At 36.8% G+C, this 24,599-nt stretch carries 27 protein-coding genes; 5 read left to right on the top strand and 22 right to left on the bottom strand.

All coding sequences use genetic code 11. The annotated features are described in order from the left end of the window. The 3 genes from AC106K_RS16550 to AC106K_RS16540 all read left to right on the top strand — a co-directional run bounded on the left by AC106K_RS16550 (position 1) and on the right by AC106K_RS16540 (position 4,309). On the top strand, positions 1-1,692 hold the full coding sequence (locus tag AC106K_RS16550; RefSeq protein ID WP_482446573.1) for a DUF6909 family protein: 1,692 nt from the start codon (positions 1-3) through the stop codon (positions 1,690-1,692). A gap of 78 nt (positions 1,693-1,770) precedes the next feature. Beyond that, the gene (locus AC106K_RS16545) at positions 1,771-2,241 is read left to right on the top strand and encodes a DUF1572 domain-containing protein (RefSeq protein ID WP_482446572.1); all 471 of its coding nucleotides are present in this window, start codon (positions 1,771-1,773) and stop codon (positions 2,239-2,241) included. 229 nt (positions 2,242-2,470) lie between these two features. Then, on the top strand, positions 2,471-4,309 hold the full coding sequence (locus tag AC106K_RS16540; RefSeq protein ID WP_482446571.1) for a M1 family metallopeptidase: 1,839 nt from the start codon (positions 2,471-2,473) through the stop codon (positions 4,307-4,309). A 52-nt stretch (positions 4,310-4,361) separates the two neighbouring features. Here AC106K_RS16540 and AC106K_RS16535 read toward each other — a convergent pair whose 3' ends face one another. From AC106K_RS16535 to AC106K_RS16525, 3 genes are all read right to left on the bottom strand, one after another. Then, on the bottom strand, positions 4,362-4,544 hold the full coding sequence (locus AC106K_RS16535; protein WP_482446570.1) for a bacteriocin-like protein: 183 nt from the start codon (positions 4,542-4,544) through the stop codon (positions 4,362-4,364). 67 nt (positions 4,545-4,611) lie between these two features. Continuing rightward, complete coding sequence (locus AC106K_RS16530; RefSeq protein WP_482446569.1) at positions 4,612-4,800, bottom strand: bacteriocin-like protein; 189 nt, start codon at positions 4,798-4,800, stop codon at positions 4,612-4,614. Positions 4,801-5,149: 349 nt separating this feature from the next. After that, the gene (locus tag AC106K_RS16525; protein WP_482446568.1) at positions 5,150-5,752 is read right to left on the bottom strand and encodes a hypothetical protein; all 603 of its coding nucleotides are present in this window, start codon (positions 5,750-5,752) and stop codon (positions 5,150-5,152) included. A gap of 198 nt (positions 5,753-5,950) precedes the next feature. Between AC106K_RS16525 and AC106K_RS16520 the strand changes: the two genes are divergently transcribed. Both AC106K_RS16520 and AC106K_RS16515 read left to right on the top strand, forming a co-directional pair. Further along, positions 5,951-6,709, top strand: a complete 759-nt coding sequence (locus tag AC106K_RS16520; RefSeq protein ID WP_482446567.1) for a type III pantothenate kinase — start codon at positions 5,951-5,953, stop codon at positions 6,707-6,709. A 63-nt stretch (positions 6,710-6,772) separates the two neighbouring features. Next, positions 6,773-7,309: a GNAT family N-acetyltransferase gene (locus AC106K_RS16515; protein ID WP_482446566.1), complete on the top strand. Its 537-nt coding sequence runs from the start codon at positions 6,773-6,775 to the stop codon at positions 7,307-7,309. 81 nt (positions 7,310-7,390) lie between these two features. Here the strand turns inward: AC106K_RS16515 and AC106K_RS16510 are convergent, their stop codons facing one another. The 19 genes from AC106K_RS16510 to AC106K_RS16420 form a co-directional block, all read right to left on the bottom strand. After that, a complete protein-coding gene (locus tag AC106K_RS16510; protein ID WP_482446565.1) occupies positions 7,391-7,579 on the bottom strand; it encodes a hypothetical protein in 189 nt (62 codons plus the stop codon). Between the two features lie 99 nt (positions 7,580-7,678). Continuing rightward, on the bottom strand, positions 7,679-8,110 hold the full coding sequence (locus tag AC106K_RS16505) for a nucleoside deaminase (protein ID WP_185290655.1): 432 nt from the start codon (positions 8,108-8,110) through the stop codon (positions 7,679-7,681). A gap of 1 nt (position 8,111) precedes the next feature. Beyond that, positions 8,112-8,711, bottom strand: a complete 600-nt coding sequence (locus AC106K_RS16500) for an energy transducer TonB (protein WP_482446564.1) — start codon at positions 8,709-8,711, stop codon at positions 8,112-8,114. Further along, positions 8,711-9,328 (bottom strand): hypothetical protein, encoded by a 618-nt coding sequence (locus AC106K_RS16495; protein ID WP_482446563.1) that lies wholly within the window; start codon positions 9,326-9,328, stop codon positions 8,711-8,713. Before AC106K_RS16495 ends, AC106K_RS16500 begins: the two co-directional genes overlap by 1 nt. A gap of 55 nt (positions 9,329-9,383) precedes the next feature. Further along, positions 9,384-10,304, bottom strand: a complete 921-nt coding sequence (locus tag AC106K_RS16490) for a helix-turn-helix transcriptional regulator (RefSeq protein WP_482446562.1) — start codon at positions 10,302-10,304, stop codon at positions 9,384-9,386. Between the two features lie 180 nt (positions 10,305-10,484). Continuing rightward, the gene (locus tag AC106K_RS16485; RefSeq protein WP_482446561.1) at positions 10,485-10,880 is read right to left on the bottom strand and encodes a hypothetical protein; all 396 of its coding nucleotides are present in this window, start codon (positions 10,878-10,880) and stop codon (positions 10,485-10,487) included. Between the two features lie 38 nt (positions 10,881-10,918). Then, entirely contained in the window at positions 10,919-11,503 is a 585-nt protein-coding gene (locus AC106K_RS16480; protein WP_482446560.1) for a hypothetical protein, read from the bottom strand. A gap of 26 nt (positions 11,504-11,529) precedes the next feature. Continuing rightward, complete coding sequence (locus tag AC106K_RS16475; RefSeq protein WP_482446559.1) at positions 11,530-12,021, bottom strand: hypothetical protein; 492 nt, start codon at positions 12,019-12,021, stop codon at positions 11,530-11,532. A gap of 78 nt (positions 12,022-12,099) precedes the next feature. Beyond that, entirely contained in the window at positions 12,100-12,456 is a 357-nt protein-coding gene (locus AC106K_RS16470) for a hypothetical protein (protein WP_482446558.1), read from the bottom strand. A 196-nt stretch (positions 12,457-12,652) separates the two neighbouring features. After that, positions 12,653-12,964 (bottom strand): hypothetical protein, encoded by a 312-nt coding sequence (locus AC106K_RS16465; protein WP_482446557.1) that lies wholly within the window; start codon positions 12,962-12,964, stop codon positions 12,653-12,655. Positions 12,965-13,102: 138 nt separating this feature from the next. Then, a complete protein-coding gene (locus AC106K_RS16460) occupies positions 13,103-13,708 on the bottom strand; it encodes a hypothetical protein (protein ID WP_482446556.1) in 606 nt (201 codons plus the stop codon). 85 nt (positions 13,709-13,793) lie between these two features. Further along, entirely contained in the window at positions 13,794-14,255 is a 462-nt protein-coding gene (locus tag AC106K_RS16455; protein ID WP_482446555.1) for a hypothetical protein, read from the bottom strand. Continuing rightward, on the bottom strand, positions 14,255-15,316 hold the full coding sequence (locus AC106K_RS16450) for a hypothetical protein (RefSeq protein WP_482446554.1): 1,062 nt from the start codon (positions 15,314-15,316) through the stop codon (positions 14,255-14,257). The genes AC106K_RS16455 and AC106K_RS16450 overlap by 1 nt, the downstream gene beginning before the upstream one ends. A 52-nt stretch (positions 15,317-15,368) precedes the next feature. Continuing rightward, positions 15,369-19,157: a hypothetical protein gene (locus tag AC106K_RS16445; RefSeq protein WP_482446553.1), complete on the bottom strand. Its 3,789-nt coding sequence runs from the start codon at positions 19,155-19,157 to the stop codon at positions 15,369-15,371. A gap of 7 nt (positions 19,158-19,164) precedes the next feature. Then, on the bottom strand, positions 19,165-21,348 hold the full coding sequence (locus AC106K_RS16440) for a hypothetical protein (RefSeq protein ID WP_482446552.1): 2,184 nt from the start codon (positions 21,346-21,348) through the stop codon (positions 19,165-19,167). Between the two features lie 15 nt (positions 21,349-21,363). Beyond that, entirely contained in the window at positions 21,364-22,005 is a 642-nt protein-coding gene (locus AC106K_RS16435) for a leucine-rich repeat domain-containing protein (RefSeq protein WP_482446551.1), read from the bottom strand. A 250-nt stretch (positions 22,006-22,255) separates the two neighbouring features. Further along, on the bottom strand, positions 22,256-22,501 hold the full coding sequence (locus tag AC106K_RS16430) for a hypothetical protein (protein WP_482446550.1): 246 nt from the start codon (positions 22,499-22,501) through the stop codon (positions 22,256-22,258). A 159-nt stretch (positions 22,502-22,660) separates the two neighbouring features. Next, complete coding sequence (locus tag AC106K_RS16425; RefSeq protein ID WP_482446549.1) at positions 22,661-23,698, bottom strand: patatin-like phospholipase family protein; 1,038 nt, start codon at positions 23,696-23,698, stop codon at positions 22,661-22,663. A gap of 330 nt (positions 23,699-24,028) precedes the next feature. Next, on the bottom strand, positions 24,029-24,529 hold the full coding sequence (locus tag AC106K_RS16420) for a M15 family metallopeptidase (protein ID WP_482446548.1): 501 nt from the start codon (positions 24,527-24,529) through the stop codon (positions 24,029-24,031). Positions 24,530-24,599: the final 70 nt, after the last annotated feature.

The following is a 24,599-nucleotide window of genomic DNA, read 5'->3' as shown; positions in this document are numbered from 1 at the left end:
ATGACAAATTCTAGAGCAAGAGAAACAACAGAGGCTATTGAAAGATTATACATCTCTATGAGACACTTATTTTATAGAGGATTTTTCAAGCCGGGAGGTGTTTCAGGAGAAAGTATCAGAAGTTTGTTGAAAACCATCAATCCGGAAATTTACGGAACCATGAATATTCCAAGCAAAGTGGAACTTGACGGGTTGATGTATGTTTTAGACAGGCTTCCGGAAGGGATTGAAGAATGTGCTTTTATTCATCTCACATCAGATGAAGGGTTTGATAAAGGAAGTTTCGAACCTATTGTTCCAAAGAAAAGAAGAAGAAACTGTTATAGAATAGACGAACACCAGATGAATATTGAGGTTCTTTTGGGCCGTTCCGAAATTTATGACATTCTTACCCACCTTACCTTCCTATTTATAGAAGCTGATAAAATCCGCAATCTGGCTTTCATCCAGGATGAAAACTGGAAGCCGACCCGCGCCTTTAAGATTATCGAAGAGGTAGTGAAAGGAGAAAAGAAATTCAGCAGAAGAGAAAAAGAGGTGGCATTGATTCATCTTTCTTCTCTGATAGGAAGATCTTTTGACGAGACATTGAGAGCGTATAATACTTTTGGGGACGATCATAACCCTGACCGTTTGTTCAAAATCATCTACAATCTTGGAAAAGTAAGTCTTGAAGATGCTAAAAGCAGTAGAGAAAGAGAAATTCATTTCAGTGCGATTTTAAAAGAAAGAGTAGGACACCACTATTTTGGTGAGAAATGGGCGAATAAAGTAAAAGAGGTTTTATTTGAAAACAACCTGCATATGCGTCCGTTACATATTATCTCTGCCAATATGCACTCAGTAAAAAATATGCTGTATGCTAATAATGCGCTTAAAAAGAAGCAGAATAATGAGGTAGATTATACATTGTACGAAGAGATTTCTAACAAGAAAGAACTTCGTGATAAAGTGTTGAAATATGCTTTGGATGAAGGGATGATTCATATTGCAGACAAAAGTGGAAGTAATATTGATGTTCAGATCATCGACCTCAGCAAAACAGACCTGAAAAATACACCGTTTGCAGATGCCAAGTTTTCCGGAGATGATGTTGTAATGGTATTCGACTATGCCTTCGGTGAGCAGGCTTTTGAGGTAATGGATGAGCTGTTGAAGCCTTTCGAGCACAAAGGAGAAGTATATATGATGCATGTGAAATCTGTTTCCATTATGGGGAAAGCAGGGATCCTTACCGGAGAGAAAGGAGATATTATGATTCCAACCTCCCATATTTTTGAAGGAACTGCAGACAATTATCCTTTTGAAAATGCATTAAAACTTGATGATTTCAAAGATGATGAGCTGAAAGCATTTGAAGGACCTATGATTACGGTGTTAGGAACATCCCTTCAGAATAAGGATATTCTTTCTTACTTTATGAACACTTCGTGGAAGGCTATCGGTCTTGAAATGGAAGGTGCACATTATCAGAAAGCGATTCAGGTAGCTTCGAAGATCAGACATCATATTTCACCGGATCTTTTTGTATGCTATGCTTACTATGCATCGGATAATCCGCTGGAAACAGGAAGTACATTATCTTCTGGAGGTTTAGGACTTACAGGAGTAAAACCTACTTACCTGATCACGTTGAGAATCCTTGAAAAGATTTTAAGAAACGGAAAGAAAGAAGTTTCGGCAAAAAAATAAGGATAATCTAAAATTATCATATAACCTCAGGCGTATTTTGCATCTGAGGTTTTTTTTGAAAAATAAAAAAACGTGTCTATGAGTTCAGTATCAGAGTTATCGAAAAGATTTCGGGAGGTCTTATTAAATGGTCTCTGGATCGCCAACACCAATTTTAAGGACCAGCTTTCAGGTGTGAGCTGGGAGCAGGCAGTAACGAAGGTAGGTTCTTTGAATACCATTGCCATGCTTACTTTTCATATCGATTATTATATTGCAGGGATTGTGAATGTTTTTGAAGGCGGATCTCTTGATATAAAAGACCAATATAGTTTTGATCTTCCGCCCATAGAATCTCAGAAACAATGGGAAGACTTACTGAATAAACTCTGGACAGATTCTGAAAGATTTGCCGCACTATTGGAAAAGCTACCGGATTCTAAACTTGATGAGGTTTTCGTTGATGAAAAATATGGAACCTACAGAAGAAATATTGACGGAATGATCGAGCACTGCTATTATCATCTGGGTCAGATTACTTTAATCAGAAAACTGTTGAAAAATCGATAAATTGGTTGATAATAGATGATCTTAAAGAGCCTGTGCAGATCTTTTAAGGCACCTCAAATAGATAAGTAAATTGTTTGTGAAAACCGGCGGTACAAAACCATCGTATTTACCATTTAACAACTCGGAAAAAAAACCATCTAAAATCATATTAAAAAGAGAAAAACCTCAAAATAACTCCATTTTGAGGGTGTTTTTAAATTACCTACCTTTAGAAAAAATAAAATTTTAAATGAGAAAATCGGCTGCAATCATTTTTGCGTTTATCATTTCACAATTTCAGGCTCAGCAAGGAGCTTATTATCAGCAGGCTGCAAAGTACAGGATGGATATAGATGTCAATGCTGAAAAATTTACTTACCAGGGAAAACAGACTTTAGAATACACCAATAACTCACCGGATGAGTTGAATGTGGTATATTTCCACTTGTATTGGAATGCTTTCAAACCCAATTCCATGATGGATCAGAGAGTTGCCTCTCAGGGAAAAAATGGAGACTCAAGATTGCAAAAAGACGGAATCTCAAGACTGGCTTCTATTCCTAAAGATCAGGAAGGAGCTCAGAATATTCACTGGATCAGGCAGAATGGTAAAGACCTGAAATTTGAAGTTCAGGAAACCATTATGAAAGTATATCTGACAGAACCTATCAAACCGAATTCCACAACGACTTTTACAATGGATTGGGATGCTGTGATTCCACAACAGATCAGAAGAAGCGGAAGAAACAACAGAGAAGGTGTAGACATGACCATGACGCAGTGGTATCCGAAAATTGCGGAATATGACTATGATGGCTGGGCTACATTTGACTATCTTGGAAGAGAGTTCCATGCGCCGTTTTCCGATTTTGATGTTACCATTAAAATCAACAAAGATTATGTTGTAGGAGCGGGCGGTATTCTTGAAAACCCAACGGAAGTAAAAGGATATGATGCTGCGGCTAAGATCAAAACTGAAAAAGATAAAAAAGCAACATGGAAATGGACTGCTAAAAATATTCTTGACTTCGCATGGAGTGCAGACAGAGATTATTCTGTAGAAAGCTTTAATGTTCCGGAAGGTCCTCAGGTATATTTAGTGTATCAGAAAAACGATAAAACGAAGGTATGGGGAGAAGCTCAGCCTTATATTACCAAGTATTTCCAGATTATGAATTCTCATTTCGGGAAATATGTATATCCAACATATGCTTTCATTCAAGGAGGTGATGGCGGAATGGAGTACGGTATGTGTACCATGATCCTTGGAGAAGCTAAAAATATTAAAGACTTAATGGGCTTAATGGCGCATGAAGGTTCTCACTCATGGTACCAGCAGATGCTTGCTACCAATGAATCTGTTCGTCCGTGGATGGATGAAGGTTTTACAAGCTATGCAGAAGGATATACGATGTATCAGTTATTTCCTGAGCAGTTACCTAATCCTTTTGTTGAAAGACTGGATGCTTACAGAAAGTTTATTAAAAAAGGAATTGAAGAACCGGCTGTATGGTTAGGAGATCATCATGATAACGGAACAGCTTACACCTATGCTTCTTATGTGAAAGGAGAATTGTATCTGGTCCAATTGGGATACATCATGGGAGAGCAAAACCTTGCAGAAACATTAAAACAATATTACGATCAGTGGAGCATGAAGCATCCTTCAGACAGGGATTTCCTGCATATTGCTCAAAAGGTTTCCGGAATGGATCTGAAGTGGTTCCACAATTACTGGATCAATACAACTAAAACTATTGATTATGGAATTAAGGATGTAAAATATGATGAAAAATCTACGACGATTACTTTGATCAATAACGGGCAGGTTCCAATGCCGATTGATTTTAGTGTAATGACTAAGGATAAAAAAGTAGTGACTTACCAGATCCCATTGAACATGACCCATACCTGGAAAACAAAGGATGTATATGGTGAGTTTAAAACAATGCCTTACTGGCCTTGGACTCAGAAAGAATATACTCTTACGGTTCCTTACACAAAATCTCAATTGTCTGTACTGGGAATTGATTTCAGCCAGAGAATTGCTGATGTGAATATGGAAGATAACTTCGTAGAAGTAAAATAAAGAAAGAGGGGTATTTTTATACTCCTCTTTCTTTTTAATATCCCGGGAAATATTACCAGATAACCGGAGATCCGCAATCTTTAACAGAAACCCTGCAGGTAAGTACAAGACATGGATTAGGTGGACATACGGTTCCTGGACAAAGTGCATAAACTCCGCTTGGCATAGGACATCTTACATCTCCGCCTATGACAAATTTTAATGATTCTCTTGAGATTTTTTTCAAATTTTTCATGGTGATCTGATATTTTATTTTTAATTAAATAATATTCATGACAACATTTTCAGCCTGATGTTTTTAGCTACCAGGGGCTAGATGTACCACAGTCATCAGAAGATCTTAAGCATAAAGGGACCGCTTTACACGGATCATGAGGACACACGGTTCCCGGACATAATGCCGGAGTTCCGCTTGGCATAGGACAGGATACATAACCTCCTCCTTTGATGGATTTTAATCCGTTTCTTGAGAGCTTTTTTAAATTTTTCATATGAGATGAATTGATTGGTTGCCCCAAATGTAATCCGAATCTCCTATGATGGGTAGAATGAACTAATAAGTGTGATTTCTTATTTAATAAATGTGTCAGGTATACAGTTAAGTGAGATAAAGATTTGAATTCTATTTAAATTGATCTAAGTTTTTATTAAACTTTTTGGTAGGAAAGGGTTGTACACGATTTGTACCTAAGCAGAAAGACGTTATTTTAATGATTCTTTAAGCGGAATTTCAATTGTCTGCAGTCATAGAATTGCCGATGTGGAGATCGAGAGAAGCTTTACAAAATAATATACTATTCTATAAAAAATGAATCCCACAGATCAATCTGCGGGATTTTTTTATTTTATCTCAAACTGTTGTACCATCCAGTGATTAGCGTGGTTCTTTATCAGGTCATTTTTTAAAGCTTCATCTTTAGTATTTAAATAGCTATAGACTTTTAACGGAACTGAGTCCGGATATTCCTTGAGCCCTTTTGCAACGGTCAATTTTACTTCTTCTTTATTCTGGGCACCATCCAGTGCTTCTGCTTTATAAATGTATATAATAGCCGGAATTTTCCCATAAATATCTTTAGTCTCGTTCTCCAAAAGATTGATGGTTTCGATTTGAAATTTAGGATCAGGAGCCTTTTTTGAAGCAACTGTCCGGCTGAGATATTGCTGATACATCAGAAACAGCATCAGGATATGAAGATTTTTGGTATTGGGATCCGAAGCCAGCTTTTCAATCTGTTGTACAGTTTCGGGAGTCATTTCATCATTTTCAGCCTGCAGACTCTTCTGATAAAACTCGTCCAGCAAATTGTAAACGGCTTTATCATTAGGGTCAGTTTTTGATTGACTTTTTATTTTCAGAAATGTTTCTTTTACGGACGGGCCCGACTGTGCAAAAGCATGAAAGCCAAAACATAAGAACATGGCCAGAATCATTTTTTTCATAAGGGTTTCAACAGTTTATAGCTTAAATATACTCAATTGTTTTAAAAGAGAAAAAAGAAATGAGCGGGACATCGTAATTTAGCAGATAATGGCAGATTATTTTTCGCAAAATGATTAATTTTAGAGCTGCAAATTAACATAGAATTTCTTTTCTTTCTATTGTAGAAAGATCAGGAATATCTTTTGAAAAATAGGTCAATGAATTCAATTGTAATAAACGTAGGAAACAGTAATATCAGATTTGGTCTTTTTAATGGTGATAACTGTGATATTTCATGGGTGATCAATACCAAACCTTACAGAACGGCAGATGAACTGTATGTACAGATGCTGATGCTTTATCAGACGTATAAGATAGAACCTAAAGATATTGATAAGGTAATTATAGGCTCAGTAGTCCCTCAGCTTACCAAAGTAATGAGTTCGGGGATCAAAAAAATTCATGGCATTACTCCTGTGATTGTTGACCGGGCGACTCCTTCCGGGGTTCAGGCAAAATCTAAGCAGATGGGAACAGATATTTATGCGAATCTTGTAGCAGCACACAATTTATATCCGAACAGAAAGAAAATTGTCATAGACTTCGGAACGGCTCTTACGGCAAGCTGTGTGGCAGAAACAGGAGAGACATTGGGGGTAATTATTGCTCCGGGTATTGTAACTTCTCTCAACTCTCTAATCAACCAGACTGCTCAGCTTCCGGATATTGAACTGAAAAAACCAAAATCCGTACTGGGGCTTGATACCGTAACCTGTATGCAGAGTGGTATGGTATATGGTTTTCTGGGAATGGTAGAAGGCTTTATCAACCGGATCAATGATGAGGTAAATGATGATTGTTTTGTAGTGGCTACCGGCGGTGTTTCACATGTATACAAGCCTCTCACAGATAAGATTCATGTGATGGACAGACTTCATACTCTAAAAGGACTTTACTTCCTAGGAAAAGATTTATAAAAATATAATCCGGAACATCTGAGTGAAGCTTATATCTTAGTCTCAAAAAGTAGCTGAAAACCAATGAAAGAATTAAGAGAATTTCCAAGATTAGAAACCGAAAGATTGATCCTCTCCCAATTGGAAGAGAAGGATATTCCTTTTATTGTAGAGTTTCTTAAACATAGAATTTATTCAGATCTTACCTCTAATATACCTTATCCCTATACCGAAAATGATGCAAAGTTCTGGTTGAAAATATCTAAAGAAGCCTTTGAAAATAAGACGGGCTATACCTTTGGGATCCGAAATAAGGAAGAGGAACTGATTGGTGCCATAGGGCTTCATGACAGAGATGATGATAAAGCTGAACTGGGATATTGGATCGGAATTCCGTACTGGAATAAAGGTTACGTTACGGAAGCTGCAAGAGCTATTGTAGATTTCGGTTTTAAAGAATTAGAGCTCAATAAGATTTATGCAACCCATTTCCTTCATAATCCTGCTTCAGGTAAAATTATGGAGAAAATAGGAATGAAGCAGGAGGCGATCCTGAAGCAACATGCCAAAAAAGATGAAGAATATTTTGATCTTGCAATGTATTCTATCTTTAAAGATTAATCTGACGATCACTTAATAAAGCAAAACCGGAGAATAGTATCATATTCTCCGGTTTTATTATTTTCTGAATGATTATAAATTTTACATCTCTTCCGCAGTATCACATGGCGCACAGCTAATGATGGGATATACCCAGTTCCCACTCGCATCCTGAAAAGGGAGGCGTCTGCATCCGATTCTTTTTACTCCATTACTGTCAGTGTAAAAACATTGGTCAGGAGTGATTCCGCCATTAATTTTTGCGGTTTCTTTTCTTGATAATTTTCTCATGGTATTTTAGTTTTGATTTTATCAAATATAACTAATTATTCCATTGATTATATGTTTTTTATGAAAAATATTCAGGGTTTTCTGACAGCCCTGGAAAAGTTACCTTTTGCTCTTAAAAAAGTCTTTAACGATGGTAGAACATTCATTTTCCATAATCCCTGTGATAATCTCTGTTTTCGGGTGCAGGGAAAGATGCTTGTTGATAAATCCTCTCTGTTCGTCTCTGGCTCCTATCACTACTTTTGAAATCTGTGACCAGGATAGGGCACCGGAACACATGACACAAGGTTCCATCGTTACATAAAGTGTACAGTCTTTTAAATATTTACCACCAAGAAAATTGGCGGCAGAGGTTATGGCCTGCATCTCTGCATGGGCAGTCACGTCATTGAGCGTTTCGGTAAGGTTGTGGGCCCTTGCAATAATACGGTTATTGGAAACCACTACGCATCCGATAGGTACCTCATCTTTTTCTAAAGCGGCTTCTGCTTCCTGCAGGGCCATTTTCATATAATATTCGTCAGTAAACATTTTAGTCAAAATTTATTGCTACGGGAAAACTCATATAAGAAACTTCCGGTTGATTATTTTTTGTGGCCGGCTCCCATTTTTCAGGAGTAAGGAGTACCGCAAGCTCGGCCTGTCTGTTAAAAACTTCGTTTTTACCTATGGCTTTTACTGAAAGAATCCTGCCATCTTTTTCAACAACAAAATAGACTTTGCATTCAATTCTTCCTGTTCCGGAAATGATGTCTGTATAAAAATTATCTCCAATTTCACTTTTAAAAAATTCAAGACCTTTAGGGTGTATAGGAGAAGTTACAATTTCATTTTTCTGATCACCGGTTCCAGACTGAGAAAAGGAAGGTTTATAAGCTGCTTTTATTCTGTCCATTTCTTCCAGGTATTCAGTATTTCGCTTAAATTTTAAACTAGCGATATGACTGTCTTTCTTCAGTGTAATCTTGGAAAGTTTTTTAATTGAAACTTTTTTTACAGCCTCTGCATAATTATGGTGTATGGTCTGAACCTTTGCATCATATTTTTCTTTAATGAGTCTAAGGCCATCTGTTTGTTGAGAAAAATAAAAATTAAGAGTCAAAAGCAGTAAAAAACTGCAGTATTTCTTCATTATTCAGTCAAGGTTAATGTTAGTGGAATTTTAAAACGGTATACGGTGGGATCCCCTTTGAAGGTTGCCGGAGAGAATTTTTCGGCCAGAGAGTAAAGAGCAATTTCAGCCTGTCTGTTGAAAGTGAAATTATCGCCCTGTGCATGCACATTACTGATACTTCCATCTTTTTCCACAATAAAGGCAACATCGGTCTTTACCGTTTTCTGTTCAGAATATACCCCATCAATATATAACAGATCTGCCACTTCCTGTCTCAATGTATTAAGTCCGCCGGGATAATCGGCCACCTTTTCCACCTGAAAAGAATTTTCAGAAAAAGGTTCCTTTGGTTGTTTGATTTTCTGAAGATCTTCAAGATTTCTTACCCTTAGCAAAGCTCCTATCAGCGCTGTATTTTCAATGCTGTCCATCTTTTTCATGAAAAAAAGAAAATCACCCTTTATAGCATCTTTTTTTAAAACATTGGATTCTGCATCAAATTTTTTCTTAAACTCTTTATTCAGCATGCTTCTGTGCTGATTATAATAGTTTTTTACAAGTTTAAATTCTTCTTTCTGCTGTGACAGGAAAAAGGAAGAAATAAAACAGCTGAGACAAATAAATACAGTTCTCAATAGGGGTATATTTATGTAAATATAACCAAAAAATATGAGATTGAGCTATGATGAGTTAACTCTCAAGATAGCGGTTCAGAGACTCCTGCAGATGGTTGCGGATGTCATCAACTAAACATTTCGGTTCCAGAACGGTAACCTCTTTTCCGTAAGACAATATTTCCTGCATAAAGTCGTAAGTAGGATGGAGGAAGAACTCAAAATAGATCTCTTCCGGTGTTTCTTTGGTCTCCTTCTGCGACTGATGAAGCGGAAAACTTTTGATATATTCTCCCTGATGGCGACTGCATTTAAGAATGATTTTTTCAGGCTTTTGTTCAGTCAGGTTCATCACCCCGAATGCATTTTTAAAATGCTCTCTGAAATTGTATTTATATTTTTCTCTGAACTGATTCTTTGCCACATCCAGATAATTGATCCTGTCAAGACCAAATGATTTTAAAATTTTGTCTTTGGTATCGATGGCGATGAGGTACCAGCGGTCTTTAGATTCTTTCAACGCCAATGGATGTACCTTTCTGGAGGTCATCAGTTTATTCTTGTAGTTGTAATGTTCGAAAGTCACCACTCTCTTATTACGGATGGCAAAGAACAAATCATAAAAATGTTCCACTCCTGTTGGCTTTCTGCTTTCGAAGAAAATAAAATCGGAGAAATCCGGGTGAAGATTCAGGGCGTTGCTTACCTGAAAAGACTCTAGTAATTTCTGGTTGTACTCGTCCACTTCCATGATCGGGCGGCTCTCAATATAATAGCGGTTATCTCCTTTTTTCTTATTGTGAATGGAAAGATTAAAAAGATCGGAAATCTCACGAATATCTCTCTGCAGGGTACGGATAGAGTAGCTCTTGATCTCCGCATCCTGAAATTCAAAAGAGTTCAGAAGGTAATGTTCCAGCTGCGAATAGGTAGCGGGAGAACTTTCTAATCTTTTGATAATTAAGGCATATCGGGTAAGATAAAAATCTTTCTTCATTTCAATATATTTATGTTATTAATTTGGGTGTTCAGTAGCCTGAAACACCTGCTTTTCATAGTAAAGTTTTGTACCACAAATATATGTGCTTAATGCGACAAAACGTGTCGTGTTTTATTTTTTGTGATCAAAAAAGCAGACATATCTTTTTTGAGGAGTAATAAAATTCTGAAAAACAATCTATGTTTTAAAGCCTGGTATTAATCTTTCAAAATCATGTTTCTGTATCCTGTGAATCTCGTCGGCGGATCTGGTGAAAAAATAGTCGTTATGGTCGCTCTGTAATGAAAATATTGTGATCTGATCAATATTTTTATCATACAATGAAAGAACATTGTGAATATATATTGTTTCTTCCACAATGGGGATCAGATCAATATGATCAAGATAGTATTCGCCATCAATATGAAAGTGATTCTCAATTTTCAGAATATCTAAGCCTTTCTGGGTTGTCAGAAGCTGAAAAGTTTCATGGCCTTTTAAAATGATAGAATCTTCAAGAATAAAGAGATTACCGTCTTCCCATATGGAGATTCTATAGATCCCATTGAACGTTTTATTTTTTAATTGATCCATGTCTCAAAAGTTGATATAAGATTTTGGAATAAGTTGCATTATACATCTATTTTTCTCTCATAGGATTCTATACGAGGGTTGCCAGACTCGAAATCTGTGGTTGTTGTGAAAATTGTTTTTGTAAAAGGCAGAAATTCTCCGGTTTCTACATCCAGATAACGCAATTGTGAAATCCCAAAATCATGATAGTTATTTTCATATTTGGATACTTTTACTGTTAAATATCTTTTACTATTGTATTCAAAATAGTCATCAAAACAGTCAAAAATTGAAGGGAATTTGAAAAAACTAGCATGGAAATCTCTTTTCTCATACTCTTCTGATTGGATGAAATCCGGAGGTCGGATGATGAATCTTTCTGTACCATCGGGATTACAGATAATCAGCCTGGTTGTATCTTCCCTGCCAATAAAAGCAATTCCATTAAAGTCAGGAAAAGGCATGTGCCGGACCAATTCTTTGGTATACATATGTTTTCTATCATTATTCTTCCATGTAACAACAGACTGGTAGTTATAAAAATATCCTGGAAATATATGGTGATTCTTTTTAGGATTTTCATAGAAATCTCTGTTGAAGAGAAAGTAATCGTATTTTGAAGAAAAGCATTCAATATAATCCATGGTCTATATAATATGTTTAGTTATTTTTAAGATGAGTATTTTGTAATGTGTAGGGTATCAATTATTTCACCGTTTTTATAGATAAAGACACCTCCTATTTCATTCCATACTCCGTCTTTTTTATGCTCCTTATTGAAGACTCCGGATCCTATTCCATACTCCAGCTTAGGTTTTACCGGGATGCTTCTGCTGTTGAGTAACTTGTCGTTATTATCCCATTCTTTTAAAACATATCTCCCAACAGGTAAATTATTTGTATAAGTACAATAAAAAAGCGTGTCATTTTTCTCTCCGAAAATTTCAAAAACACCATTAAACTTACCTCGTTTCATAGTGTATCGGGTCTTTAAATTGGGATAAATAAAAGTTCCGGTCTTTTCATAAGCTCTGTTTTTTCGAATATCCCTTTCTATCACCCAGCTTCCCTCCGAAATAGGACTGTTGTTGACAATTGTTTTAGAAGAACAGCTTGTCAAAATAGAGAAGATGATTATAATATAAATTCTTAAACAGGTCATTGCTATGAAGGTGTTGTTATTTAATTTTATTTAGAATAAAAATTTGAAAACTGATTGAATTTTCTTTGAATTTGTCCATTATCGGCCATTCTCCTCCAAAAAATCTTTAAACTCATTCATAAACTGAATAAACCTTGGGGTTGTCCATATAATATCTGCTCTTGTTTGAGATTCATTAAGAAGATTAAATAAATGAGTTTCTTCCCTATCTACTACGATCAGTAAGTGCCCTCCTTCAACAGAGTATTTAAAATCATCATCTGGAGTGAGTGAGTTTACCTCATTAATTATATTCTGTACTTCTTCCGATGTCCAGCACCAGGATTCTATTTGCTCCAGAGCAGAAATTGAATGATAGGACGTTTCTACTCCAAATTGCCATAAAGGCTCAATATGAGAGGGACTATAGCTTATTTTTCTGAATGTATATGCCATTTTGTAGATTTAGATTACCTTTCTTTGAAGCAAATAAATGGAAATAATAAAGTTATTGTAAAAAATAGATATATTTCCATTCCAATATGCCGGGAAAATAGACATTTTTATAACTTTCCGGAAGCTCCAGTCTCAAAAATTGCTCTTTCTGAGTCCGTGATTAGTTGTTCGGTTAAAATAAAATGTTTTTTTTGTATTATTCATTTCCATAATAAGCTTCAACAGCGTCCTGAACATCACTTTTTAAAGTTACATTCTCAGGGAATCTGACCAGGATGTCTTTCAGACATTCAATAAATTTTTTATTTTGAAGTTGGTAGGAGATTTCCTCAAACCGGGAAGAGATCCATTCTAAAGAATCTTCATCAAGACTATTAATGGCAAGAATAGATTCCTCTACATTGTGCAGTATCATTTCTGTGATTTGATCTTTGTCCTCTGAAACAGTGGGATCATTCACGTGTTTATTTTTAATTCTCTGAATTATTTCTGTAATTTTTGTTTTCATGGTATTGTTTTCAGATCTATTCAGCTTCAAGGAAAACTGAATGGTCCTATCAAATATAGGCTTTATAGCGATAATAATGCCTGTATTTAAAAAATAAAAACTGCAAAACTCTGACGCTTTGCGGGGTGTGAATTTCGTTTATTGTATTTGGTATACGGTCATTTTTCCGTATGCCAGATCTTCCCGACCATTATAGGATTCGGTGAATATAAAAAGTTCAGGAATGTTGTCGTTGTTGATGTCCATACTGTTGAAGGTAATCCAATCCATAGATTCATAATGACGGACGGGTAATTTCAGGTCATTATATCCTTTTTTAGAGAGGAAATAATCTTCTCCTTTTTTTCGGATCTGATAGTCTTTGGTATCCCGGTTGACCGTTTTACTGGAATATTTTTTGAAATCCAGATTCATAAGTTCCGATTGAAACTTATATGTTCGGAACACTTTGGTTGAATCATTATTTTTAATCAAAGGAAGAATTTCTTTAGGCTCCTTCAGGGCAAAACCGTTTTTCCAGACTTTAATATGGTGATCATCAGAATAGATGCAAAATAAGCTGTCATTGGTGTAGACCATTGCAGTATCATCATGAGTGTCTTCTGAGAAAATTTTATTTATTTTCAATGGCTTGGGAGCTTCTGAAGCTTTCTCTTTCTGGCAGGAAAATAGGATGAGAAAAAGAAGACCTGATAAAATCAGATGATTCAGTTTCGATAGGGAATACTTTTTTGAAGCTGACATACACATTGAACTCAAATTTAGTTTTTTCTAAATACCAAAAGACATAAAAAAATCAGCAGCAATTTGCTGCTGACTATGAATAGTACTAATTTTTAGAATTTTCTAAGATTTTTTTACTGATGCCTGAAAGGACAATCATTACTAAGACCATTATTGACATTGGCCATAAGAAAAAGAGCTGATACATCGGAAGTGTTCCTAAACCAAGGCCTCCTATGTATAAAACCCCTAGTAGGATTACATTAATCAATAAAAAAGTAAGGATCAGCCTGAAGCATGTTTTTAAAAAGCTTTCTTTTAAAAGCCATTTATAGGAAGCTAAGAATAAAATAAAACTTATAATAGAATTGAACATAAAAACTAATAAATCTTTTATATCAAAATTATAATAGATATTCTGGTGCAAAATAAACTTTCTGAAAATACGTCCTAAAGGAGTATAAAGGTTATCATATTTTAAACCAAAAAAATTGATTAAGCACTCAAAAACAATATGATACAATATGAAATAAATGATTATATTTTTTATCAGCAATTCTTTTTTCATTATACTGTTTTAAATTGTTCTACATTTCCAACAAAGTTCACGGGCTTATCAGATCTGAATTTTTTAAAGAAAATATTAAAATTAATTCGTTTTTTTTCTGCAGGCATAATGGTTGTTTTTCCCCCGTTATCATTAATAAATTTGGATACATTTCTTATTAAATTCTCCCAGGTAGCATCTGCTATTGTTAAATAATCCAGTACAGTACATTCTTTTCCATTTACTCTGGAAATAAGATTTGCTGGCCAGATTCTATCAATAGCACGGGCATAAAATCTATAATGTCCATCTTCATCTTTATGAATACCAAACTGCCTATGACCTGAAAAAGGCTGTGTATCACTTGCTGGAGTAAATATTGTTGTAAATATCCAGCTATTTTGAGATGTTTCACTTTCTAGTACCGCTCCATGATCACCTAGTGCAGTTTCCACAAGCCCTCCTCCTGCTTTAATTTCAAAAATAGAAAAACCTGATTGTTTCTCCCATCGTTTGAGCTCTTCTTTATAATTTTTTGGATAAGGAATAAATTCCCAACTTCCTTTTACTGTATTGGAAAGGAAGCAATTGGATTCGAAAGTTACCTTTCCTTTTGAAAGAGTCAAAAAATTGTCACGGATTTTTTTATACAGCATTCCTGCATCAAACGGATACAAAGCAAAGTTAGGCATTTCATCAATACGAACAGAAAAATAATCCATATTCACATTTTTACTTTGCCTCTCATCATTACCTCTGATATACTGTACACTTCCATCTATCTCCTTCAAACGGTCAATTCCTTTTTGTGGGACCTTAAAATTCAGTAATTTTACATAAATCTGTTTAGTCTTTTCATCAACGTTCAGAAGCTCTTTATCATCCTTAATAATTTGATCATAGAATTCTTTTAAGCGGGCAGACTTTATATTAGGGTTTTCTTTTACAATGGTGTTGGCCAATTGTGAGAAAGATCTTTCAGTTCCATAGATATGATTTTCTCTCTCTTTTTCCCGTTTTTCTCTTTCCTCGTCTGCCAGTGTTTTGGCCGAATATATTCCTACTGGTGTGTAATTATACATGATTTTGGATGTGTTAAAATCAGGCGGCTATAAGTGCCGCCTAATTTTGTTATTATTTAAAAATTGATGTTAATTCTCTAGGAAGTGTCGTGGTTTCTCTTCCTCCCTGAAGCCTTGCTTTATCATCCATATCGAAACTTGTTTCAAACTCAAGTTCTGATGGGTTTTCGCAATTCTTAGGATCATTTTCCGGGAAGATTGGTAAAGGTTCTTTCACTGGAAGTCCTGTAGATTTATCCTGAAGAATCGTAAGGGTAGTAGGGATTCTGGTAATCCAGTATTTCCCCTGAGGTTCGCCTGTAGGCTGTCTCATTTCGTCTACGATACTCATGTACATTGGATCTCCGATCACAGGAACAGAACCTCCATTCCAGATCAATCCTGTTTCAAGGAAGAACTGAACGGCAGCTTCAAAGCCAGGTCTTACTGTAACGATGATTCTTGCCATACCTGCCTGAAGGAAGCTTCTGAACAAAGGATCGATACTTTCGCTCAGGTAGAACTCCTGCCAGCTCTTACGGTTTGCCCAATAATAAGGGTAGAAGGTATAATCCATGATTTCCCATTCAAATGCCTGTTCCATAAACTTGGCAAGAGCAGTATATTTATCCAGTTCATCTCTGAGATATACCTGGAAGTTATCCATCGTTGTTTTGTCATCGGCCCCATTGGTTGTTTCCTGGCCTAATGTATAAAGGTAGTCCTGCAGTAAATAGGCGATACAGTTATGCTTTAGAACATCATGTTCCATATAACGGTAGAAATTCCCTTGTCTTTCTTTAAGCTGTTCTTCTTTTTCCTTTTGCTCTGCATCCAATCTTGCCTGGTCTTCCTGGAATTTTACATAAGCAGCTTCATAGGCTTTGATGATAGCATTGAAATTCTCGGTTTTCCATTTTTGAATAAATGCATCAGAGAGTCTGCAGTGTAAGTTTAGGTTGATAGAAACCAGATTCAGATAATTTCCATTATAAGGTACTTTTACAGAATTCTCTAATAAGAATCCGGATGCTCCGATTGGCCCGTCAGGATCACTGTTGTAATAGATTGTACTGCTGTTGGTAGGGTGATACACCCAAATTTTAGCATTATGCCATCCTTTGCTACGTTCATAATGTACCCCTCCATCAAAAGAATAACAAGCATAGTTTTGCGGAACAGAATATTCAAAGACTCCGTCTTCACCACCGGATCTTGTATCTGAAACCGTTTTGTTCATTTCAGGCAATTCGGTTAAATCTACTCCGTAAATTTGTGCCCAATGCTGGATCTGCTCTATAGTTGCAGACTTTGGATCCGGCATTGTCCAGGCTCTGTCGGGTGCTGTTCTAGGATCTACAGGAGCGGTAAGTACTTGAGCTTTGGCAACATGAAGAGCCAAACGGTGCAGCCTTGAAGGTTCAGGAACCATAAATTCAAACATGGTACGTTTTCCATAGTTGTAGATCTGGTTCTTCATTTTCTTATCAATCCATCGGTAAACACCTGTAATATGCTTAGGCTGTGCTGCATCAGGATTCTCAGTGCTGGTTACTTTTCCTCTGTTATCATATTCATGAACATTCGTTTCCGTATATTCTTTGATGATTTTCTGTACCCTTTCTTCCGAAATTTTGGTAAGAACTCTTTCCATAGCTTTTTCCGTAATTTCCTGAGATTTCATTATAGCTTGCCTTGTGCTGTCATGTTGTGCCGTATTGTTAGCATAATCTGCCCCGATTTCAAATTTCATGGCGTTATCATTTCCATAGCTGAATCTTGTATAGGCGGTGATATTTTGCTGTTTTTCAATTTCTTTAGCAACCTCAGTCTGCATATCCGTTCTGGAAGTTTTTGAAGTGTCAGACATCTTCTCGGTTTCCTGGGACTTAGAGGTGGTATCTGTAACTTCAGAATATTCTCTGGCTACGGAAGATTTATGTCTCAACTCACTTGCCATAACATTTTCAATATTGGAAACCTCTCCAGGAACATAAGCATGAACACTTTGTACTACTTTGAGATAATCTGCAACTCCAAGTCTTTTTATTCCGAAATTTTTACGTTTCTGAATGGTTCCCGGTTCAGATGTCCCCGGATTTTCAACAGCACGTTTCAGGGTGAGCATTCCTGTGAGACTAATATCAGTATTCATAAACTGAACCACAGTATCTCCATATGCCTGGCTGCCATTATCAAAAATAATCTCTATTCTAAAGGTGAAATTATTCCGGAACTTATTGACTAAGCATGTTGGTAAAGTAATTTTATTATCTACAACACTCATATTGCTGTAGTTTTCTTCAATATTTCCGGCAGTATCTGTAGTCGCAATAATCTTAGCATTGGTAACACTCCATGAGACATCCTCTACCTCAAAAGAAAAATTAGCAAATCCTCTGCTTCCCCCTAATCTTGAAGATCTGTGGGCTTGTAGATTATATGCCATTGGAGTTCTGTCAGTATTTTGCATAAGAGGGACTGAAGCTCCGCCAAGATTGGCATACTGCTGCTGTTGAAGAGGGCTGCTCTGTAAAGCGGTTTCCATGGATGAAGAAACATTGTTTTGTACAATCACCAGGGCGTCAGCATAGGTTTGTATTTCATCATCAAGAACAATGGTCTCTGCACCCATTCTCAACGTAGTCTCTGAAATGACCTCAGGTACTTCTGTGGGAGCCGTTTTGGAGTTTACTTCAGTAGCCGATTCGCCGAAAAGTTCCACAAAAAGATCGAAAGATTCCGGAGAAAGCTTTGTCTGCAAATCTTGTAAATTAATTTCGTTTTTGTAAGTAAATACAAAAGTGGGTACTTCATATTCTTTTAAACTGTTATAAAGACGTTCTTTTTCTTCTTCCGTGGTTTCCGGAGTGATTTTGCTCTCTACTTCAGCCAGCTTTCTGTCGTAGAGGGCAATACGCTCTCTATTTTCATTCATATACTTTGAGTAGGACTCCTGATATGTCTGATAACGTGATTTATGGTATTTTTTCTGAAGCTTTTCCAGCTCAGCATTCAGTTTTTCCAAAGCTTCTTTCTTTTGAATTGCTTTGTTGGTAACCAATGCAACTCTTGCTTCTGCTTCCAACCTTTGAATGGTTTTTGTACTCAGAGTAGGTTCAGAAGCTTCAGCGGCTCTGGAGGATACTGAAGAAACCGTTTCTACACTCTCAGAGAATAGAGTGGGTGGCAAGATGATCTTTCCATCCAATGCTTTTTCTAATGGCTTTTCACCATTGATCCTGATGATTTCCTGATCAGTAAGGTCCTGAACACTGGCAAAACCAAGCTGGATAGCCATCAGTACGTGGCTGATCGCCTCTTTGGTATAGAAATCTCCCTGAGTAACGACCTGATAAATAAAGTTATTCCAAAGAAGGGAAAATGTTGCAATCCCTTGTGGATTAAGTTGTTTGTTGGAGTTGATAAGACTTTTGTAATATTCTGTAACGTAAGTCCAGTCATTATTTTCTAAGGCCTCTTTCTTAGAAACTTTTCTTCCGATGGTAAGAAGATCTTTGAAGGCTCCTTCTTCAATCTTCTTTTCAGTTTCGAATCCCGCATTGCTAAACTCACCGGCAGCCCTTTTCATTGCTGCAAATTTTAATGTTTTGGCAGGTCTTCCGTTAACTGCATTATCAAAAACACCCGTTACGCCTTGAGGCCTGTGGATAAATCCTAAATTTTTATCTTTAGTTTCTGTTAATTGTGGGTTTCTTAAACTCACAAATCTGAATAATGATTGTGCAGCATTGCTTGTTGTACTCATGGAATTTGTTTCTTTATAGTTAATAATACCTTCTCCTACTAAGGATTTTCCGACCGTAAATGCGGATTTTGTTGTTGTATTGTTTGTTGGCATTTTGTATTTATTTTTTTGTGTACTCAAGAGTAAGAGTAAATGAGTTGATAAGAGAATAATCATAATCAGGAACATTCATCAGCTCTATTCTGGCCATGTCTCTTTCGATGGTGATGTAGGCCTTAGTACGCCATTGATTGCCTGCAAATGCAGCTTTCAGATCATACCATTCTGTAAACATCTCGTTGGAAATAATGGTCTCAAGTTCCGGGAATTCCGGTCTTAGATCAATTTCCCCTGTTCTTGGAATCTGGTTTAAATACAGTGTCTTTTTGTAAACAGGCTTACCGTCGATCCAGGTTCCTCCTGTTAGTTCTTCTTTGGTCGTATAAGAATGCTGCCTGTCAGCATACTTTTTCTGGATATAATCATTTTCCTGGGCATAATCTCCAAAATACGTTTCAGAGCTTAAACCTCTTGCGTTGGGTGATTGGTGCTCAACCATAACTGGTTCATCAGAATGGTTGCTGACACTAATTCCTTTCCTTGTCGCACGATCTGAAAAATTCATTAAAGAAGCCTCCGTATTGTTTAAACTCAGTTTTGCACCATAAGCTGACGCCAATACCCCGGTATCATTGCTCACATCAACAGTTGACCGTATGGAATGGTCTAAAGTACTTGATGTAATCAAAACACCACCCGGGAAAAAGCCTACCTGGTTTTGAATTCCGTCTACTGTATTGGTTTTGTACAATAGGGATTCAAATTCTTCTCCTTCAGCATGCTCAAACTGAATATGTCCTGAAAAAGGTTTGTTGACTTCTGTCCCTGTAATAGGAAGATAATTCTGAAAATCAGAAAGGTTTTTGTAACCAATCGTATTATTGGCATTCATTACGGCTACCTTCGAATAAGTTCCATCTGCCAGAGGGGTTCTTTTGGCACTGATTACAGCATCAAAATTCAAAGTCCTTGCAGCAAAATCACCCAGAATAAAAGGAGTTACCTGATCATGTCTTTGAGGAGTTGTATAAGAATCAATAACCAGCTTATTGAATGTAGAACCTCCTAATGGAGCGTTACAGCCGATAACGACGTTATTGTCTCCCCAGACTCCCATAGCATGGGTCGTTGAGGCCGCATTATACCCTACAAAAGTATTGTAACCCCATGCTCCTGATCCTGTTGCCTTACCATGAATATTTCCGGCAAAAGCTCCCAGGAAAGTATTTTTAGTCCCGTTTGTTAAAGAATATCCTGCTCCAATACCAAGAGCGGTATTATGAGTTCCTGTGATATTTTTATTCCCGGATTCATCTCCGATGTAAGTATTTCCGATTCCGGTTGTTGTTTCAGTTCCTGCCTGGGTTCCGAAAAAAGCATTGAAATCTCCGGTTGTTAGTTTGGTTCCACTTGAAACACCGGTTGCCGTATTCCATCTTCCTGTGGTTGTTTCATTTAAGGCATAAGAACCCACTGCAACATTATTTGAACCTGTGGTGAGCTTTGATAAGGCATTATAACCGATTCCTAAAGCATAATCTCCGGTATGAGCATTATTTAGATTTCCCCAATAATATGAATAGGTACTTTTGTTAAAACCCAATTCACCGGCTCTGCCTTCAGAAGGGCTGAATACAATAGGTTTGGTAGTCGAGTTGCCTCTGTCAATAACAGTCTGTAAAGTATCATTACCTGTAAAAGAAGGCTTGTCTTTCAGATCATTGTAACTTCCGGAAACAGCCACTTTGTGTAAGATCACTTTATCCTGGCCTTCCTGAGCCAATGTCACACTTCCGTCAGCATTGGTGGTTGAAATAATACTGAATTCCGAAAGATTAATATGAAAGGCAGATCCGTTAGTCTGGGTAATTGTAATAATATTCTGAGAAGCATCATATACTGCATTTTCAATGCTGATGTCCCGGGTAACCAGATTGCTGAGGTCTATCGATTTGCTTTGCTGAACTCCATTCTCACCTGTATAAAATACGGTTAGGATATTTCCATTCAGTTGAGGATTCTGAATAGAGGTCTGAGTTTCGATTTTATCTTTCCAAAGCTGTACATTTTGCGGATTCAAATTCGATGCATTGGTATTGGCCTTTTGGGAAAAATCATAATCGATATTGTCCAGAGGAAGTTTTTCGCCCTTATGCCAATAGGACTCCTGCCACTCCCAGAATTCTTCCTGTACCGGGATGTCTCCGTTTTCGAAATAAGTTCTTAGTTCTTGTTTTGTTTTCATTTGTTGGATTTAGATTTACATGTCAGCGATAAGAGTTCCTCCGGTAACCTGTGTGCCGGGATCAAATGCATCTGCATAATATTGGGTATACTTGTCCAGTTTTACGGCTGTCAGATTCGGATTATGGCTGAATGCCTTAGGGTAGATTTTTGAAACGGTAGGCGGAATGTACAATGACGTAATCTGGTTGTATTCGAAAGCTGAGTCTTTGATTTCTTTCACACCGTCAGGAATGACCACCGAAGACAGGTTGTTGACCATGAAAGCACGCTCGCTGATCGTTTTCAATTGCTTGGGAAGCGTAATGTTTTTTATGACATTGTTGCTGAAAGCATCTATACCTATGCTAATGATACTGTCTACCAGATATACTTCAGACATATACATATTGAAGGCAAAGCGCTCCGGAATATATAATGTTCCGGCTTGAATAAATATTTTTTTGATCTGTAAATGTGCAAAAGAGGCATTTCCAGCTTCATCTATTCCTGCATAAAAGTCATTAAAACGGGGAAGTCCATTCTCCAGGCCGGCAATTTTCGTCATCTCAATTTTTTCGTCTTTATGCCAGTACGAATTCTGCCATTCCCAGAAATCTTCCTGTGTTGGGGTATCTCCATTTTCAAAAAGGAGTTTTAATTCTTCTTTTGTTTTCATAAAAGGTTGTGATTAATAATAAGTTAATAGCTGAAGCTTGATAAGACCGCTTCTTTAGTCTTTTAAAAGAAAAGTATAGTGTGTTGTGATTGGATCCGGGATTTTTAAACACAGTTCTGGCTGTCCAACATTTTGTGAATGGTGAATTCAAAGGATTTGAGAAAGGATAATGAGACTGCGGTATGCAGATTATGGAAATGTCATGGTTATTAGATGGACAGCCAGAACGTGTTGTGTTTAAAGTTTTATTTTAAAATGAGTCTTCTTCAAGGATGTCGTCTTCAAAATCCTCTCGGAAGAAATTTTCAATATCATCGAGATAGTTTTCATAGTCTATCTCTGCATGTTCAATGTCGCTCCATTCTATCGTATAGAGATCTTCATTGAAGACTGGGTCTATGTTGTGATGGGTTGCTTCCATGTTTTGTGAGGTAAGGTTTTGGTGATATTGTGAACATATTTCGGGCTGTTCAGCACGGACGAATGTTGAATTCAAAGGCTTTTTAAAGTTTTATGGGTTACTGTTTTGTTGCTTTGTTTTATACTCCAAAAGTAGTGGGGCGAAGCGACAAAACTTGACGTGTTATAAAAATATTTTTACTTTTTTTCGATATAATCTCACAAGCTTATATGAGCTGATTATAAGGTTAAAAGCTTATATTTTGTTTTTAATAAGTTTCTGAACAATCTGGTTCAGAGTTTCTCTGTTATCATCAATATAGCTCAGTCCGGCCTGGATCAGATTCTCAATATTGGATCTTTTTACATTATCCATTGCCGGTGAAGCGTTTTTCAGTGACGGATTCAGGCGGTAATAGTTTTTTTGATTTCTTAATCCTAAAGTCTGGAACATCTGGCAGAGCTGATAATCTACAGTTTCTGCATTGGCAGACATCAGAATGTCGATAATAGGGCTTACCCAGCCTATTTTTCCTGCTTTTTCAAGCTTTCTGAACGGATAAGGTCGAGCTTCAATTCCTGTTCCGATCGAAATAATGATCATATCATTCACCGCAGGATGATTGGCTTTCTGATGATTTTTCAAAACCTCTGCAAAAGGAATTTTTCTGGCTTCTGCATATGCACAAAGGGCCGGGTTATTGGCAAACATTCCGCCATCGATCAGGCTGAAGATCTGTCCATACATCGATTTAATCTGTACGGGACTGAAATAGGTAGGGGCCGCGGAAGTTGCTCTGCAGACATCTTTCACATAGAAATTATCCGTGCTGAGGTGCGCTTCCCACGAATTGAAAAGTTTTGCCCTTCTGTTTTCTATATCATAACTTGTTATTAAACATGGTTTTATTAATTCTTTTAACTCTAAATTTCCAAAAAAATCATTCAAATTTTTCTCAAGCGCTTCCTGAGAAATTCTTTCATTCAATAATCCAAAAGGATTCACCAGTTTTTCCCAAAAGGAAACCTGGAAGATGTCTCCGCCCTTTTCAGCATACAATTCCAATCCTTTCCGAATAGAATATTTTGCTTTCCGGGTTTCATCGGGGCATAGAATAATAGAAGCAATCAGACCTCCTGTGCTGCTGCCTGCCACCAGATCAAAATAATCTCCGAGTTTTGCGCCCGGTTTATCATAATGCTGTAGCTGCTCTTCTATGTAGCGTAGAATAATACAGGTGATGATTCCTCTTATTCCGCCCCCGTCCAAAGAAAGAATGGTTGTTTTTTTCATGTGATATTTTTAAGTTTTTTTTTAAAAGGACACATGCAATCTTAAATCTGCGGAACCATTTGTTTTTGTAAGAAAACCGGGTGTTCCGTATTTAGATTTTACTGCTTTTTCGTTGTTTTCTTGTAAAGTAAAGGTAGGGCGGAGAAGCGACAGAACTTGTCGTATTATAATTATTTCGATCAATTTTAATGAAAAAATACAATTGTAAATCAGTGGGTTGTAAGTTTTTTTAAGAATGGTATTTTGAGAGTATTATTAAAAAATCAAGTGGTTTTTCTTCAGAATTTTTGTGAAATTTACATGCTGATGATGTTAAAATAGTTTTATCATTTACAGTTTAACATAGCCCTCCTTATCTCTCGGCATTTTTAAAAGCGTTCTCCAGCTGGTTTTAATGGATCCTTTTTCCGACGGAATTTCCTTCTTTTCGAAGTGAGGAAGGTCTTTAAAGGTTTTCCAGTTTCCGCCCCAGTCCCAGCCGTGTCTGGCAAAGATTTTTACACATTCGTACCAATCGGCAACTTTATCATTGTCCCAGTCTTTTGCCGTGTCCCAGCTTGCAGTTTTTCTATCGATGATCAGGCATATATCTACCGCAAGGCCATAATTGTGAATACTTTGTCCCGCCTTGGCATTTGTCACTTTTTTTCCTGAAGTAAGCCTTCCGATAGCATAGAGCCTTTCCTGTTCCTCGAATGATCTCAGTCCCTGGGTAATTCTTATTCTGGCTCTTCCTGTAAGTGCTTCGTCACATTCTTTAATAATCTGTTTCACTTCATCTCTTACCAACGGGTGAAGTTTCTGAATTCGATCTGATGTTACTTTATCCATAATATTTTTCTTCTGTATAACAAAAGTATAGCACAGATGCGACGAAACTTGACGTATTTTAATTAAAATT

The sequence above is a fragment of the Chryseobacterium sp. FR048 genome (genome assembly GCF_056844665.1).
This window is presented reverse-complemented; position numbering and strand designations above follow the sequence as displayed.